The organism is Rhodococcus sp. IEGM 1366, assembly GCF_033142425.1.
GTDB classification, from domain to species: domain Bacteria; phylum Actinomycetota; class Actinomycetes; order Mycobacteriales; family Mycobacteriaceae; genus Rhodococcus_F; species Rhodococcus_F globerula.
Genome location: NZ_JAWLRZ010000004.1, coordinates 428,645 through 444,337, shown reverse-complemented (window position 1 = coordinate 444,337; position 15,693 = coordinate 428,645). Strand labels below are relative to the sequence as shown.

General features: G+C 61.7%; 13 protein-coding genes. 6 read left to right on the top strand and 7 right to left on the bottom strand.

What is annotated here, in order from left to right; all coding sequences use genetic code 11:
- Positions 1-7: 7 nt before the first annotated feature.
- Positions 8-661, bottom strand: a complete 654-nt coding sequence (locus R4P64_RS14830; protein ID WP_317821420.1) for a DUF6875 domain-containing protein — start codon at positions 659-661, stop codon at positions 8-10.
- Positions 662-1,081: 420 nt separating this feature from the next.
- Here R4P64_RS14830 and R4P64_RS14825 point away from each other — a divergent pair, with 420 nt between their 5' ends.
- The 3 genes from R4P64_RS14825 to R4P64_RS14815 all read left to right on the top strand — a co-directional run bounded on the left by R4P64_RS14825 (position 1,082) and on the right by R4P64_RS14815 (position 4,690).
- Positions 1,082-1,786, top strand: coding sequence for a response regulator transcription factor (locus R4P64_RS14825; protein ID WP_317821419.1), 705 nt, complete (start codon positions 1,082-1,084; stop codon positions 1,784-1,786).
- Between the two features lie 130 nt (positions 1,787-1,916).
- Positions 1,917-3,485, top strand: a complete 1,569-nt coding sequence (locus R4P64_RS14820; protein WP_317821417.1) for a PAS domain-containing protein — start codon at positions 1,917-1,919, stop codon at positions 3,483-3,485.
- A gap of 77 nt (positions 3,486-3,562) precedes the next feature.
- A complete protein-coding gene (locus R4P64_RS14815) occupies positions 3,563-4,690 on the top strand; it encodes a TIGR03364 family FAD-dependent oxidoreductase (protein WP_317821415.1) in 1,128 nt (375 codons plus the stop codon).
- A 56-nt stretch (positions 4,691-4,746) separates the two neighbouring features.
- Here the strand turns inward: R4P64_RS14815 and R4P64_RS14810 are convergent, their stop codons facing one another.
- Positions 4,747-6,369, bottom strand: coding sequence for an AMP-binding protein (locus R4P64_RS14810; protein ID WP_092808597.1), 1,623 nt, complete (start codon positions 6,367-6,369; stop codon positions 4,747-4,749).
- A gap of 176 nt (positions 6,370-6,545) precedes the next feature.
- Here R4P64_RS14810 and R4P64_RS14805 point away from each other — a divergent pair, with 176 nt between their 5' ends.
- The gene (locus R4P64_RS14805) at positions 6,546-7,358 is read left to right on the top strand and encodes a LuxR C-terminal-related transcriptional regulator (protein ID WP_233364741.1); all 813 of its coding nucleotides are present in this window, start codon (positions 6,546-6,548) and stop codon (positions 7,356-7,358) included.
- A 68-nt stretch (positions 7,359-7,426) separates the two neighbouring features.
- Positions 7,427-8,824: an APC family permease gene (locus tag R4P64_RS14800; RefSeq protein ID WP_045067932.1), complete on the top strand. Its 1,398-nt coding sequence runs from the start codon at positions 7,427-7,429 to the stop codon at positions 8,822-8,824.
- A gap of 3 nt (positions 8,825-8,827) precedes the next feature.
- Here the strand turns inward: R4P64_RS14800 and R4P64_RS14795 are convergent, their stop codons facing one another.
- The 5 genes from R4P64_RS14795 to dxr all read right to left on the bottom strand — a co-directional run bounded on the left by R4P64_RS14795 (position 8,828) and on the right by dxr (position 15,286).
- Entirely contained in the window at positions 8,828-10,642 is a 1,815-nt protein-coding gene (locus tag R4P64_RS14795; protein WP_317821410.1) for a penicillin-binding transpeptidase domain-containing protein, read from the bottom strand.
- Positions 10,643-10,690: 48 nt separating this feature from the next.
- Positions 10,691-11,527 carry a GNAT family N-acetyltransferase gene (locus tag R4P64_RS14790; protein ID WP_317821409.1) on the bottom strand — a complete coding sequence of 279 codons (837 nt, stop codon included), beginning with the start codon at positions 11,525-11,527 and terminating at the stop codon, positions 10,691-10,693.
- A gap of 126 nt (positions 11,528-11,653) precedes the next feature.
- Positions 11,654-12,811: a flavodoxin-dependent (E)-4-hydroxy-3-methylbut-2-enyl-diphosphate synthase gene (gene ispG / locus R4P64_RS14785; RefSeq protein WP_092808598.1), complete on the bottom strand. Its 1,158-nt coding sequence runs from the start codon at positions 12,809-12,811 to the stop codon at positions 11,654-11,656.
- Between the two features lie 89 nt (positions 12,812-12,900).
- On the bottom strand, positions 12,901-14,121 hold the full coding sequence (locus tag R4P64_RS14780; protein WP_092808507.1) for a M50 family metallopeptidase: 1,221 nt from the start codon (positions 14,119-14,121) through the stop codon (positions 12,901-12,903).
- 7 nt (positions 14,122-14,128) lie between these two features.
- Positions 14,129-15,286 (bottom strand): 1-deoxy-D-xylulose-5-phosphate reductoisomerase, encoded by a 1,158-nt coding sequence (gene dxr, locus R4P64_RS14775; RefSeq protein ID WP_317821405.1) that lies wholly within the window; start codon positions 15,284-15,286, stop codon positions 14,129-14,131.
- Between the two features lie 120 nt (positions 15,287-15,406).
- Between dxr and R4P64_RS14770 the strand changes: the two genes are divergently transcribed.
- Entirely contained in the window at positions 15,407-15,676 is a 270-nt protein-coding gene (locus tag R4P64_RS14770) for a DUF2631 domain-containing protein (RefSeq protein WP_033236516.1), read from the top strand.
- Positions 15,677-15,693: the final 17 nt, after the last annotated feature.

Here is a 15,693-nt window from a genome sequence, read left to right as displayed (position 1 = left end):
CGTCGTGCTAAGACTCCAGTTTCGAGACGATGTAGGCGCGGGCAGGCGGCGGGACAGTCGGCGCAAACCGCTTCAAATACGCAGCCATCCATTCGGAACGTTCGGTCAGGAACGGGTAGTCCGTGCTGACCATGTGCCTCACTGCCAGCATCGGAAGCGGTGCATCCAGTGGTTTGAAGTCGTCGTTCCATAAACCGGGCCTGGTACACCCTGGATAAAACTGTCCCAGCATCAGACCTTTGTTGATGAACGTCGACTTTCCATACGACTGAACCGCATCAATGATCGAGAAATCAGTCAGATCCGGAAATATCGCCAGAATCGCCTTGAATACTGCATCTTTCCCGTCACTGGGACTCAGCTCCGGAAATATGTCGGCCATGTCCTGCGCGATCTTTGTCATCAAGGAAAAATCTATGTTGTCACCTTGGACGATTCCTGCCCAGAAAAGGCGCCGTTCCAGCGATGGACCGGTAAATGGGCACACTGGACCTGCTCGCCCCAAATCCTGGTGTGGCTCAGTGAGATACTGGCGGGCCCAGTTTCGAAGAATTCCCATAGTCCGATCCGGACTATCGAATTCTTCCTCGTCCAAGATATTGAGGAATTCTATGTGCGATCTGGTACCTACAATCCGTTGATACGCCATTCGATTCGTCATTGTCGCAATCCTTATCACTGGCGAGGCTCCGCTTGTCGATAACGAAACTGTGCCTCCTGAGGAAGAACGTCGCGATCACGAGAGACCAATCTTCCGACCACGACCGTCACGCCTGTCGGTACTGCGCTGACGGCACAGGTGCTCCTTGCAATGTGGTCATGTTGCCTCCCGAAATTACTTCTGACTCCCAGAATCGTCGGCACACGTACCGATGTCGTCACCGCTGACGCCCATCTGCGCTACCGACTGCCCCCACTGCCACCATTCCCGCTACCTTCAATGCCACCACCGAGTCGCCCCGGAGCAACATCGCCGTCCTCGCGTATACCTGCAGACCGCAACTCGGTAGGCTCGAAGTTGATCGGCCCGGCGACGTTTGGGTGAACACCCAGTCATGGACCGGGAGTCTCGGAGTCGACGATGACAGATTTCAGTTTCGTTGCACCACATCGAGATAGAGACAGCAACAGCCACAGCACAGTCCGGGTGGTGCTGGCCGAGGACGACGTCCTACTCCGCGAAGGTCTCGCAAGCCTGCTGACCCGCTCGGGCGTCGACGTTGTGGGTCAGGCCGGCGACGCGGAGCAATTGCTGGATTCGGTCCGGGAAATGTCGCCGGATCTTGTGGTGGTCGACATCCGAATGCCACCGACTCATACGACCGAAGGACTCGACGCGGCCAAGGTGATCCGCGACGAACTCCCGGAAACCGGCATTCTGGTCCTGTCGGCGCACGCCGACGTCGAGCAGGCAATGGAGTTGCTCGCAAGCGGTCAAGGGATTGGTTACCTGCTCAAGAGCCGCATCACCGACGTGGACGATTTTGTCGAGACCCTCCAGCGAATCGCCAAGGGCGCGGCAGTTATCGACCCCGCCTTGGTTCGGGAGTTGGTGACGGCTCGCCGACGCAACGACCCACTTGCCGCCCTCAGCACGCGCGAACGAGAAGTGCTGGCATTGATGGCTGAAGGACGTTCGAACGTGGGTATCGCCCACAGGCTGTGTGTCACGCCGGGCACCGTCGAGAAACACGTCCGCAGCATTCTCACCAAACTGGAACTCACCGAGACCGGTGAAAACCACCGCCGAGTACTCGCCGTTGTCACCTACCTCCAAGCATGCTGACTGCTCGAGTCTCCAAGCGCACGCGCGATGGCTTAGTCACCTGCCGTCGCCGTAGACTGAAGCAGGAAACCGATGCCTCGTCAGCGCTGGGCGGTATGGCCGCGGCAATTTTTGTCGCAACGGGTTACTCATGGATATTTTTCGGACGAGAATCGCCCCGGGTAAGACGGTCGGATTGTTGGGCCGCCTGACGGAGTTGCTGCGCTCGACTCGTGATCGCAAATCGAGCGATCACGCATCCGCGGTCGGCGTCGACGATCTCGAGAAGTTCTTCGATCTTTCGTCCGATCTGCTCTGCATCGGCGGCATCGACGGTTTCTGCAAGCGAGTGAACCCGGCGTTCGAGAAGGCACTCGGGTACACGTCACAGGAAATGTTGAAGCGACCCTTCCTGGATCTTGTCCATCCTGCCGACAGAGCACGAACCATCGAGGCTCTCGACGATCTGGCCCGAGGTCTTCCAGTTGCACAATTCGAATCCCGACTCGTCTGCAAAGACGGCTCCGCGCGATGGATCGAATGGAACACCGTCCCGGCGCGCGATTCGCTCTATGCGGCCGGCCGCGACGTGACGGAGCGCCGCGTGGCCCAACAGATGATCGAAGCGAGCCATGCGGAGCTCAGAGCTCTCGTAGAGCAACAGGCCGCACTCCGACGCATTGCGACCCTGATTGCGCACGGCACTTCCCCGTCGGACGTATGCGCTTCCGTCGCAGCGGAATTGACCCGAATACTGGGCAATCGATCGACCGGTCTGTATTGCTTCAGTTCTGACGGTATGTCCATGTTGGTGGCCTCCAACACAGAACCGGTCGGTGGGTCTGCGCGGGGCGCACCCCACCCCGTCGACGGCGAAAGTATCGCCGCACGAGTCTTCCGCTCCGGCCACTGCGCTCGGATCGACTCGGCGCAGAACTCGGAGGTCGCCGTGCCGATCGTCGTCGACGGAAACCTGTGGGGCTCGGCGGTAGTCGGGTCAACCAGCCCCGATCCCCTCCCGCCAGACACCGAAGCACGCGTCGGCGACTTCACTGATTTGCTGGCAACCGCAATCGCCAACGCTCAAGCCCACACACAACTCACCGCGTCGCGCGCCCGGATCGTCGCCGCCGCCGACGACGCACGGCACAGACTCGAACGCGATCTGCACGACGGTGCACAACAGCGCCTCGTCTCGCTTGGGCTCGCGCTCCGGTCCGCCGAAGCGTCGGCGGATACCGAACCGGCCGCGCTCAAGGAACAGATATCCGACATCGTGGCAGGACTCAACGATGTCTCCGCCGATCTCCGAGAAATCTCACGCGGAATCTATCCCGCGATCCGGTCCAAGGGAGGTCTCGGCCCAGCACTGAAAGCCCTTGCCCGCCGCTCCGCGATTCCCGTCGATCTGGATCTGCACCTCGAACCGCGAGTGCCGGAATCCACGGAAGTAGCGGCGTACTACGTCGCAGCGGAAGCCCTGACAAACGCAGCTAAACATGCCCGCGCGTCGGGGGTGCACCTGCAGGCCAGAACGACCGGCACGCACCTCGAGCTCTCGGTCCGCGACGACGGGTCCGGAGGTGCCGACCCCGCCAAAGGGTCCGGACTGACCGGAATCAGGGATCGCGTCGAGGCCCTCGGCGGCCAGTTGGAGATCATTTCGCGAGCCGGAAGCGGTACCGCACTTCTTGCCGACATACCGATGGACGCCCCGTGACTGGTCTATACCAAGGGTTAACCTGTTGTTCGTTTCGATGATCCTTGCTGGTCTAGACCAAAGGTCATGATCGCTTCATGCAAATTTTGATTGTCGGTGGCGGGATACTCGGAACGACGCACGCCGACGAGGCCATCCGCCGCGGACACGACGTCATCCATCTCGAACGTGAACCCGAGGCCCGTGGTGCAACGGTACGAAACTTCGGATTGGTCTGGGCATCCGGGCGAGCGCCTCACGAACTCGAGGCCACTCTACGATCGCGCGAATTATGGGCCGATCTAGCCGTTCGCGTCCCGGGAATCGGATACCGCGCGGCCGGCTCCATCACCCTGATGCGCACGGAGGAGGAAGTTGCGGTAGCCGAGGAAGCGTTTGGGCGAGAAGACGCCGAGAACCGCGGCTTTTCGCTTCTCGACGCCGACGCAGTTCGCGTCATCAACCCCGCACTCCAAGGCAAGTTCCTCGGCGGCTTGCACTGCACTCTCGACGCAGCCGTTGAATCGCGCCAAGCGCTCCCGGCAATCCGCGGCTACCTCGGCGCCACCGGAAGGTACACATTCCACGCCGGCACGGAAGCCCGCGAGATCACCACCACCGAATCCGGCGTTCACATTCGCGACGACCACGGACGCAGCTACGACGCAGACCTGGTAATCGTCTGCCCCGGAGCCACATTGGGCGGGTTGGCCCGCGACCTGGCCGGAGACCTTCCCCTTCGCCGAGTGCGCCTGCAGATGATGCAGACAGCGCCGCTCGGCGAAAAGCTCACCACCGCAATCGCCGACGGTGACAGCTTCCGGTACTACCCCGGCTTTGCGGGCCCCGCACTGGATACCCTCCACAAAGTCCAGCCTCAAGAGGCGACTGCCGAACAGCACCGCATGCAACTCCTGTGCGTCCAGCGCCTGCACGGCGGGCTCACGATCGGCGACACCCACGAGTACGAGGAGCCCTTCAACTTCGACGTAGACGAGGAGCCGTATCGTCACCTGTCCGGCGTCGTGGAAACCCTTCTCGGACGAGATCTTCCACCGATCGTCAAGCGTTGGGCCGGCGTGTACAGCCAATGCCTCGATCCCACACAACTGGTTCACCGCGCGCAAGCCGCCGACAATGTCTGGGTGATCGCCGGTCCCGGTGGGCGCGGAATGACGCTCGGCCCTGCCCTGGCCGAACAAACTGCCGATCAACTCGGACTCTGAAAACCTGCTGTGCGCCTTTGTCAACCGCCCGCGGTTAACAAAGGCGCACAGTGGGATTACCCCTTACGTAAGATGTACCGCTGGACCTTGCCACTCGGAGTCTTGGGCAGGCTCGGAACGAAGTGCACCGTACGCGGGTAGGCGTGAGCGGCAAACTTCTTCTTCACCAGGGTCTGCAGTTCCTTCTCCAAATCGTCGTCACCATCGACGCCTTCGCGCAGAACGACAAACGCCTCGAGAACTTCTCCGCGCAACTCGTCCGGCATACCCACAACCGCAGCCTCGATGACGTGCTCGTGCATGACCAGCACGCTTTCCACGTCGAAGGGGCCGATGCGGTAGCCCGCCATGATGATGACGTCGTCGTCACGCGAGGAGAAGAAGTAGAAACCGTCCTCGTCCGTCATGCCCGCGTCGCCGGTGATGTACCAGCGTCCGTCTTCGGTGAAGCGCTGCTTCGTCTTCTCCGGTGCGTCGACGTACCCGGTGAACCACATGAGTGGACTGTTGTGGGTATCGATCGCCACCCGGCCCGGTGTCCCGGCCGGAGCAATGTCGTCGGAATTGTCTTCCAGCACAGCGGTGGACCAGCCCGGCAATGGCAGACCCATCGAACCGGGGCGTACGTCCTCACGCAGACCGTCGGCCCACGCGTTGACGATGAACATGCCGTGCTCGGTCTGTCCGTAGTGATCCCGAACCTCGACGCCCAGCGAATCCTTGGACCACGCAACAACATCCGGCGTCAGCGGCTCACCTGCGGACGACGCGCGCCGCAAGGAGATACCGGCGGGGACAGGTGTTTTGTCAGCGCGCAGGCTGCGGTACACCGTCGGTGCTGCGGCAAAATTGGTGACACCGAACTTCTCGATGATCTGCCACGTCAACGGCGCGGAGAAACCGGCGTGCAGTAGCAGGCTTCGAGTGCCTGCGGCCAACGGTCCGAGCAACGCGTAGTACAGGCCGTACGCCCAGCCCGGATCAGCGGCGTTCCAGAACACGTCGTCGCCGCGGACGTCGAGGCCGAACTCCTGATACGCGTGGAACGACGCCAGCGCACGCACCGGAACCGGCACGCCCTTCGGTGTTCCCGTGGTGCCACTCGTGAACAACTGCACCATCGGGCCGTTGCCGCCGACAGCCTGAGCAGCGCCCTTCGGATCCTCGGCGTCCTGCGCCGCGACCAGGGTGCCGAAGTCCAACTCGTCGCCGACAGCGCCACCCGCGACGATGATCCGCCACGGGGCGTCGGCGGGAATGTCTTCACCCGGTGCCAACTTCTCCAGCTGATTCGCGTCGGAAATGACGACCTTCGCGCCGCTGGCAGTCAAGCGGAACGCAATTGCCGGAGCGGCAAACGCGGTGAACAACGGCACGTGAACTGCGCCGCGGCGCCAGATACCGAGCAACGCGACCACCAGATCGGCGGACTTGCCCATGAGCGTCGCGACGTGGTCACCCGGTTCGACTCCGAGGTCCGACAGTGCCGCGGCAAACCGGGCGGACTGCTCACGTAGGTACCCGTACGTGAGGTCCACTGAGCTAAGGTCTGCCTCGACAACGGTGAAGGCAACGCCGTCCGCGGGGTGCCGGTCGCAGAGCAGTTCTGCGGCGCTGGCCTCGGGGGTGTCGTACTGATCCAAAAGCTCACGCACCCGCGCCGTGGGATCGGTGCTCATCAACATGCTCCTTTTTCATGGTCGTATTGTGGGTCGGCGGGTTTGATCACCGACTCGTCATACGCAGTGTCCACCACTTATGATCAAGCTCACAAGGAAACTTCACTACCCCCGGAAAGGGGTGCGGCGTGACCCGAAGTTCATCGTCACTTCTACGCCCCCGAGACGGGGACGCCATGCGGAGCGAACTCCGTTCGATCGCCGCTCAGGGCGTTGTTCCCGTGCTGTTCGGCGGTGAAGTACAGGACGAGACCCTGCACCTCACCGAATTTGTCGGCACGCGCACCAACAACCTCAAGGGCCTCGCCATCCCGCCGCGCTCCGGCATGGGTGGCCGCGCCGTCGCGCAGCGAGCACCGATCCTGGTTCACGACTACGGCAACTCCCAGTCCATCACTCATCACTTCGATCGACCGGTGCTGAGCGAGGGATTGCACTCCATCATTGCCGTTCCGGTCATGGTTGCCGGCAAATCTCGGGCCGTGCTGTATGCCGCAATCCGTGAGAGCGCCCCACTCGGCGACCGCGCCGGCGACGTCATGGTGTCCGCCTCCCGTCGACTGGGGATGGAATTCGCGATCCGCGACGAAGTCGACCGACGCCTCCAACTCCTGCAAGCCGCATCCGCCGCAAGCAGCGACGGCATGTCCACCGAAGAGATCCGCGACGTGCACGCCGAACTGCGCAGTGTCGCAAACAGCGTCACGGATACCGATCTGCAGATCAAACTCCGCGGACTCTCGCAACGTCTCGCATCGGTCCTTAGCCCCGCTGACCGCGACATGGCCTCGGCCGTGACCCTGACGCCACGCGAAATCGACGTCCTCTCACAGGTCGCCCTTGGATGTACCAACATCGAAGCAGCACAGCGTCTCTCAGTCAGCGCGGAAACCGTCAAGAGCTACCTGAGAAGCGCAATGGGCAAGCTCGACGCAAGCTCGCGCCACGAAGCAGTAGTGACGGCACGACGATTGGGCATACTGCCGTAAAACTGGGCGCAGCCCAGGAGCATGTACGGCTGGATGGCCGAGAGCGCTCGCAACGAAGGGTGACGCTGATGTCGGAAACCATGGACAACAGGCAATCCTCGGAACAACCGAGCCTCAAACGCGTCATGGGCCCCGGCCTGCTTCTCCTGTTCATCGTCGGAGACATCCTGGGCACTGGTATCTACGCACTCACCGGAAAGGTCGCCAATCAGGTAGGCGGCGCAGTCTGGGTACCGTTCCTCGTCGCGTTCGTGATCGCGATGATCACCGCGTTCAGCTACCTCGAACTGGTGACCAAGTATCCCAAAGCCGCAGGCGCAGCACTGTATACACACAAAGCATTCGGCATCCACTTCCTGACGTACATGGTTGCCTTTGCCGTCATGTGCTCCGGGATCACATCCGCGTCCACCGCATCGCGGGCATTCGCAGCCAATTTTGTCGAGGCATTCGACCTCGACTTCACCACCGGAATAGGTATCACGCTGTTGGGTATCGCCTTCATGGCGGTAGTGGCGATCGTCAACTTCCGCGGTGTCAGCGAAAGCGTCAAGACAAACGTAGTGCTGACCTGCATCGAATTGTCCGGACTGTTGATCATCATCATGATCGGTCTGTGGGCACTCGGCGTCGGCGACGGCGATTTCGCGCGAGTCACCACATTCGACACCGGCGATCGCAGCACCCTCTCCGCGGTGATCGCCGGCACCGCGCTCGCGTTCTTTGCGATGGTCGGTTTCGAGGACTCGGTGAACATGGCCGAAGAATGCAAAGAACCGACCCGGATCTTCCCGAAGGTTCTCCTCACCGGGCTGGTGATCACCGGAATCATCTACATATTGGTCTCCATCACCGCAATTGCCTTGGTAAGCCCGAGCGAGCTCGGCGAAGGTGACACCCCACTCCTCAAAGTGGTCCAGGCCGGGGCACCCGGATTCCCCATTGGTATCTTCGCGTTCATCACGATGTTCGCCGTGGCAAACACGGCACTGATCAACATGCTGATGGCATCGCGACTCCTGTACGGAATCAGTCGCGAAGGCATACTTCCGTCGGCGTTCGGCAAAGTCCACCGCACCAGGCGCACACCCTATGTCGCCATCATCTTCACGACGCTTGTCGCATTCGGGTTGATCACCTTTGTCGGCGAGGTTCCGGAACTGGGCGGAACCACCGCACTACTGCTGCTGTGCGTCTTCACCATCGTCAACATCGCAGTTCTGGTGCTACGCAGACATCCCGTGGAACACAAGCACTTCCGGGTTCCGACAATCTTTCCGATCCTCGGCGCCATCACCTCAGGCCTTCTGGTCACGCCTATCGCCGACCGTCCCGTCGTGCAATATCAGATCGCCGGGATTCTCCTCGGGATCGGAGCAGTTCTCTGGCTCGTCACCTACGCCGTGAACAAGCGATCCGGGCGAGGCGGCCCCGAAATCGACCCGGAGCATCTCGCAGAACGCTGAAGGTCAGTAACCTTCCGGGAGAGCTGCGAACATGTCCCGCGTTACGCCGACAGCATTGTCCGAACTTCCGCCGCGCACAACCAAAGTCGCAAAAGCTAAGTCACCCCGATACCCGACGAACCATGCATGCGAGCCGCCATCGACCTCGGCCTCACCGGTCTTGCCGTACACCTCACCCTGATCCTCGACGCGCTCAGCCGTACCACTGGTAACCACCAAGCGCATCATGCCGCGCAAACCATCGACCATCTCCGGACTGATGGGCGTGCGGTCACCGTCGATGACGGTTTCCCGACCCGAAATCAGTTGCGGCACAGGAGTGGACCCGTGGGCCACCGTCGCTGCAGCCAATGCCATACCGAACGGACTCACGACCACCAAGCCCTGCCCGAAGCCGTCCTCGGTGCGCTGCACCAGATCCGGCGCGGGCGGGACCGAACCGGAATCGGTCGGCAATCCCACGATGTTGTAATCGGGGCCGATACCGAACTGCGCTGCCGCAGTGGTCAATGCATCGGGTTCCATCTCACTGGCCAGTTTCGCGAAACTTGTGTTGCACGAACGGGCGAACGCCGTTGCCATCGGTACCGTCCCGAGCGAGAACTCGTTGTAGTTCGGGACACTTCGCTGACCGATCTCGATGCGACCGGGGCACGGTACCATCGTCTCCGGGCTCGCTTGCCCACCGGAAATTGCGGCACCCGCAGTCACGATCTTGAACGTGGAACCGGGCGGGTACAGGCCCGTCGTCGCGACCGGACCGTCGCGGTCCGCCGCCTTGTTCTGGGCTACCGCCAGGATCGCGCCGGTGGAAGCCTCGATCACCACCATCATCGCCTGATCCGCATTCACATTGACGGCACGTTGCGCGGCGATCTGAATATTGCGGTCGAGACTGATAGTGAACGACGGAACCGGTTGCGGCGCAGTCTCCGTCAAGATATCGGTATCGACGCCGTTCTGGTTGACCGTGACGACACTCCACCCGGCCTTGCCGTCCACCTCGTCGATGATCGTCTTCTTGATCTGCCCCAGCAGGTCCGGTGCAAACTCCGGATCGGTGGACACCAGATCCGATTCATCGGAGACGCTCACCCCGGAAATCCCGGCCAACTGCGCCGTTACCCGCTCGTAGTCGTCGCTACGCAAACGAGTGACCAGGTAGTCACCCTTCACAGCCGTCGACGACTCTGCGATCGACTGGCCCGACAGCGTGGAATCGAACTGAGCCAAGGTCGCGGCCAAGGCGTTTGCCGCACCGACGACGTCGGAACTCTTCGAGCGATCGAACTTGACCCGGTACACGATTCCCGGAACCAGAACATCGGTTCCCGAATGCTCGTTGACGCGAGCCCGGGGCGCCGGTTTCGACCGCAACGACATGGTCTGCTTGTCACCGAGTTTCGGGTGGACGTCGGTGGAACTCCAACGGACGGACCAGCCTCCGTCCTTGCGGCCCATCTGCATTTCACCGTCGTACGTCCAGACACGCTCCTTCGGGAGGTGCCAGACGTAGGTGTAGCCAACCGTCGCGGTATCGCCGTCGATCTTGACCTTGGTGGTCTCCGCCGTCATCGACTCGGCCTGCAACTCGTCCCACGTATCGCTCAGCACAGCCCCGGCCGCGTCAGGTCGATCCGTCAACCCCGCTGCTTCCTCGATATCCCGGTCTGCAAACGCACTCAAGAACTGCTGAGCCACAGGTTCCGGCCCCGCCGGCTTCGGAGTGCATGAGCTAACCCCCACCGCCAGCAAAACAGCAGTGCAGGACGCCAGGATTTGGGCGGAGCGGCTACGCGTGAAAGTCCGAGTGTTCATCGGACCCCATACTAAGTCGACACAAACTCGACGCAGCGGAGGCACGACTCAATCGAGGAGAACGGTCGCAAATGTTGCGACCTGCCGGAACCCGACCCGCGCGTACGTGGACCGTGCCACTGTGTTGAAGCTGTTGACATACAGACTCGCGACCCTGCCGGTTGCCATGATCGATTCGGCGACTGCGGCCGTCCCCGTCACTCCGTATCCACGACCACGGAATTCGGGATTAACCCACACCCCTTGGATCTGACCGCACCGTGACGACACGGAACCCACCTCGGCCTTGAAGACAACCTGGCCGTCGTCGATTCTTGCCCACGCTCGGCCCGACGCGATCAAGCTCGCGACACGATGACGGTATCCACGTCCGCCGTCGTTCGTCCGGGGATCGATGCCCACTTCTTCGATGAACATGGCGACGGCAGCGGGTAGATAGATGTCGAGTTCGTCGGGCCGGACCTGCCGGACCGACGGATCGGACAAACATGAAAGGGGTTCGGACACCGCGAGCAAAGGTTGTTCGGCCCGCACCTCCCGCGCGCTCCCCCAATCCAACTCGAGCATCTCCCACAGCGGCAAGGCCAATTCGGCCCGGCCGACCACCGACGAACACATTCGCGGAATCCGGCACGCCCGATCCGCGAACGCACGGATGCTGTCGATGTCTCCGCGAAGAGGCACAAGATTGGCGCCGGCAAAACACAACGACGACGACGGGCCGCCGCGGCTCCACAGTTCGCCGTGGATCATGCGAGGATCAACGCCGCATTCCTCGACGCGTGAAGCGATCATGCACGACGCAATGGGGTCGGCGTCGAGGACACGACGAACGTCGTCGAGATCGCGGCCCCCGACCGGCTTGGCTCCGAGGAGTTTCAGCATTGATTGACCCCTCCGCTCTCAGTGCGCCCGCGCCGTGCAGACTTGTGCACCCAGATTGCCACGAACCGGGAACTTGCGGGAAGGTTTCATCCGGCTATTGCTCAACTCACAGTGTCGACAGGTTCATCAGCTCACCGTGACAACCGGTGCGCCGTCGGGAGATTCACCTTCCATGGCTTCCGCGATCTTCATAGCCTCCTCGATGAGAGTCTCGACGATCATGGCTTCGGGCACCGTTTTGATGACCTCACCCTTCACGAAAATCTGGCCCTTGCCATTGCCGGACGCCACTCCGAGATCGGCTTCGCGGGCTTCTCCTGGTCCGTTGACAACGCAGCCCATCACGGCCACGCGCAACGGGATCTCCATGCCTTCGAGACCAGCAGACACCTGATCGGCCAACGTGTAGACGTCGACCTGTGCACGTCCGCAGGACGGGCACGACACGATTTCGAGCTTGCGCGGACGCAGGTTCAAGGACTGAAGGATCTGGTTGCCGACCTTGATTTCCTCAGCCGGCGGCGCGGACAGTGACACACGAATGGTGTCGCCGATACCTTCTGCCAGCAAAGCGCCGAACGCCACTGCGGACTTGATGGTGCCCTGGAATGCCGGACCGGCTTCCGTAACACCGAGATGCAGCGGGTAGTCGCATTTTGCAGCGAGTTGACGGTAAGCCTCGACCATCACAACGGGGTCGTTGTGCTTGACGGAGATCTTGATGTCACCGAAACCGTGTTCCTCGAACAGTCCGGCTTCCCACAGCGCGGATTCGACGAGTGCTTCCGGAGTGGCCTTGCCGTACTTCGCCATCAATCGAGGATCCAACGAGCCTGCGTTGACGCCGATACGAATCGGGATTCCCGCGTCACCGGCAGCCTTGGCTACCTCTTTGACACGGCCGTCGAATTCCTTGATGTTGCCGGGGTTGACGCGGACGGCGGCGCATCCGGCGTCGATGGCGGCAAAGATGTAGCGCGGCTGGAAATGAATATCCGCGATGACCGGAATCTGACTCTTCTTCGCGATGGTCGCCAGAGCGTCCGCGTCCTCCTGGCGTGGACAGGCAACGCGCACGATGTCACAACCGGAAGCGGTCAGTTCGGCGATCTGCTGCAGCGTCGCGTTGATGTCGTGCGTCTTCGTGGTGCACATCGACTGCACCGAGATGGGGAAATCGCTACCCACACCCACGTTGCCGACCTTCAACTGACGGGTCTTGCGTCGCGGAGCGAGAATCGCTGCGGGTGCGGAGGGCATTCCCAAACCGATGGGGGTGGTCACGTCTGTGCCTACTTTCATAGCTTCACTGCAAGTTTAGCCGGGCCGTGGTTGTGCGAGCGCCTCGAAACGATTGCGCTGATCACACAGCCTTAGAAAATCTTGATCGGATTGACGATGTCAGCTGTGAGTGTCAGCAACATGAACGCGCCACCGATCACGATGAAGACGTAAGTGATCGGGAGAAGCTTGGTGTAGTCGACCGGTCCCCCGGCAATAAGTCCGCGCCGGGCACGGAACCAGTCGCGAATCTTCTCGTAGAAAACCACTGCGATGTGTCCACCGTCGAGCGGCAGCAACGGAAGGATGTTGAAAACGCCGAGGAAGAAGTTGATCGAGGCGAGCAGCAGGACAAATGTCGGCCACTCAGCGCGGTCCGCAGCTTCACCACCGATCACGCTCGCTCCCACGACACTGATCGGTGTGTCCTGCGCCCGCTCACCGCCGGTGACCGACTCCCACAGCGCACCGACCTTGGACGGAATATCTGCCAACGCCTTCACCGACTCGACCATGATCGTGCCGGTGTAGTCGAAGGCCGCCGGAACAGCCGTGAGCACGTTGTAGCTCTCCCGTGCCTGCTCGACTCCGACAATCCCGACGGCCCCGACCTTGGTGAGCTCAGGCGTCGTCTTACCTGCGCCCGTGACATAACGTTCGGCAGAGGTCACGGCAACCGGAATCTGAAGTATCTGGCCGTCACGTTCGACGGTGAGATCCACCGTGCCGGAGGTATCCCGGATTGCGGTTGACACTTCCTTGAACGTCTCGACCGGTGTTCCGTCGACCGCGGTTATGCGATCACCAGGGGCAAGTCCGGCAGCTTCGGCAGGGCCGGTTCCCTCGCACGGCGCCAACGCCCAATTCTGGTCCTGGCCGTACTGCGTCGGCGCGACACACGAGAGCTTCTCGACAACAGCCGGAGCAGGATCCGTGGATTGCGTGCCCCAGCCGAGGAGCAAACCGTAGATCAGCAACAGTCCGAGAATGAAGTTCATCGCGATACCGCCGGACATGACAACGACGCGCTTCCACGCCGCTTTCTTGTACATGGCGTGCGGCTCTTCTTCTGGCGTCATCTCGTCGAGCGCCGTCATTCCGGCTATGTCGCAGAAACCGCCGAGCGGCAAGGCCTTGAGGCCGTACTCCGTCTCACCCCGACGGAAGGAGAAGATCTTGGGACCGAAGCCGATGTAGTAGCGGCGGACCTTCATGCCCAGCGCCTTTGCCGTCCACATGTGGCCGGCTTCGTGCAGGGCGATGGACACGCCGATTCCGAGGGCGAACAGGATGACGCCCAATGCAAAAACCATGGAAGCTCTAGCCCTCCTGCTTCACGAGCTGACGCGCGCGTGTGCGTGCCCAGCCGTCTGCGGCCAGAACGTCGTCTACGGTAGTCGGTTCTGCGGACCACTCCGACGCGTCGTCGAGAACTGCCGACACAGTCCGGACGATTGTGGGGAACGTGATGACGCCGTCGAGAAATGCCTGCGCGGCAACTTCGTTGGCGGCGTTGTAGATCGCGGTGAAACAGCCGCCCGCCTTGCCCGCGCTACGAGCCAACGCGACTGCGGGAAAGACCGTCTCGTCGAGGGGTTCGAACTCCCACGTGGATGCCTTCGTGAAATCGCACGCCGATGCCGCGCCGGCAATCCGATCGGGCCACCCCAGTGCCAGCGCAATGGGGAGTTTCATGTCCGGCGGGCTGGCCTGCGCCAAAGTGGAGCCGTCGAAGAACGCGACCATCGAGTGCACGATCGACTGCGGATGGACAGTGACGTCGATGCGGTCGTAGTCAATCCCGAACAGAAGGTTGGTCTCGATCAATTCGAGCCCCTTGTTCACCAACGTCGCCGAGTTGAGTGTGTTCATCGGGCCCATCGACCACGTGGGATGGGCACCGGCCTGCTCGGGTGTCACGGATTCAAGAGCATCGGCACTCCATCCACGGAACGGACCACCGGATGCGGTGAGAATCAGGCGAGACACCTCGTCTGCGGTGCCACCGCGAAGGCACTGTGCCAGTGCCGAATGTTCGGAGTCCACCGGAACGATCTGACCTGGTGCGGCGGCCTTGGTCACCAGTGCGCCGCCGGCAACCAGCGATTCTTTGTTGGCCAGCGCCAGTCGCGCGCCAGACTCCAAAGCGGCCAGCGTCGGTTCCAAACCTAGTGATCCCACCAACGCGTTGAGGACAACGTCGGCTCCACTGGCGCGAACCAGTTCCGCCGCGGCCGACGGCCCCGATCGAGCAGTTACGCCGTCGAGCGCGGCGGCGGCGTCCGGATTCGCCACCGCAACCTCGGTAACGCCAGTCGCCCTGATCTGCTCGGACAACAACTCGACGTTGTTGCCACCCGCAGCCAAGCCGACCACCTCGAACCGTTCGGGGTTGGCTGCGATGACTTCCAAGGCCTGTGTACCGATGGAACCGGTGCTGCCGAGGAGAAGGACGCGGGTGGGTGTGGTTTCCTGCACGCATCCATTGTTGCCGATAACACCTGAGAACAACCTTATCGACGCCCCACTACGTACGACGGTCGGTCGTATGTCACCATATTGAGCAGTAGTGCAACCTATTGAGCAGGAGGATCGACCGTGGCCGATACCCAGTTGGACGTCAAGTCCAGCGCCCCCGTCGTGGTCTCACATGTCGATGAGGCCGAGGTTCCCTCTGCCGCATGGGGGTGGAGTGGTGAAAGCCTCAAGACTTTCCGTATCGCCGGATGGTTCTTCACGGCATTCCTGCTCCTGATGATCATCGGCAATCACAGTGGCAAGGTCGAAGACCTGTGGCTGATCGGTACCGCCGCTTTGATGGCGATCGTCTTGATCCGTGACGTGATCGTCCGTCGCCACCCGCGATAACCAACGCAGACAAAAAA

Excerpts from the sequence above, each read along its gene's own strand:
- R4P64_RS14830 (WP_317821420.1), bottom strand. The coding sequence starts at position 661 with ATGACGAATCGAATGGCGTATCAACGGATTGTAGGTACCAGATCGCAC.
- R4P64_RS14825 (WP_317821419.1), top strand. The coding sequence starts at position 1,082 with ATGACAGATTTCAGTTTCGTTGCACCACATCGAGATAGAGACAGCAAC.
- R4P64_RS14820 (WP_317821417.1), top strand. The coding sequence starts at position 1,917 with ATGGATATTTTTCGGACGAGAATCGCCCCGGGTAAGACGGTCGGATTG.
- R4P64_RS14815 (WP_317821415.1), top strand. The coding sequence starts at position 3,563 with ATGCAAATTTTGATTGTCGGTGGCGGGATACTCGGAACGACGCACGCC.
- R4P64_RS14810 (WP_092808597.1), bottom strand. The coding sequence starts at position 6,369 with ATGAGCACCGATCCCACGGCGCGGGTGCGTGAGCTTTTGGATCAGTAC.
- R4P64_RS14805 (WP_233364741.1), top strand. The coding sequence starts at position 6,546 with ATGCGGAGCGAACTCCGTTCGATCGCCGCTCAGGGCGTTGTTCCCGTG.
- R4P64_RS14800 (WP_045067932.1), top strand. The coding sequence starts at position 7,427 with ATGTCGGAAACCATGGACAACAGGCAATCCTCGGAACAACCGAGCCTC.
- R4P64_RS14795 (WP_317821410.1), bottom strand. The coding sequence starts at position 10,642 with ATGAACACTCGGACTTTCACGCGTAGCCGCTCCGCCCAAATCCTGGCG.
- R4P64_RS14790 (WP_317821409.1), bottom strand. The coding sequence starts at position 11,527 with ATGCTGAAACTCCTCGGAGCCAAGCCGGTCGGGGGCCGCGATCTCGAC.
- R4P64_RS14780 (WP_092808507.1), bottom strand. The coding sequence starts at position 14,121 with ATGGTTTTTGCATTGGGCGTCATCCTGTTCGCCCTCGGAATCGGCGTG.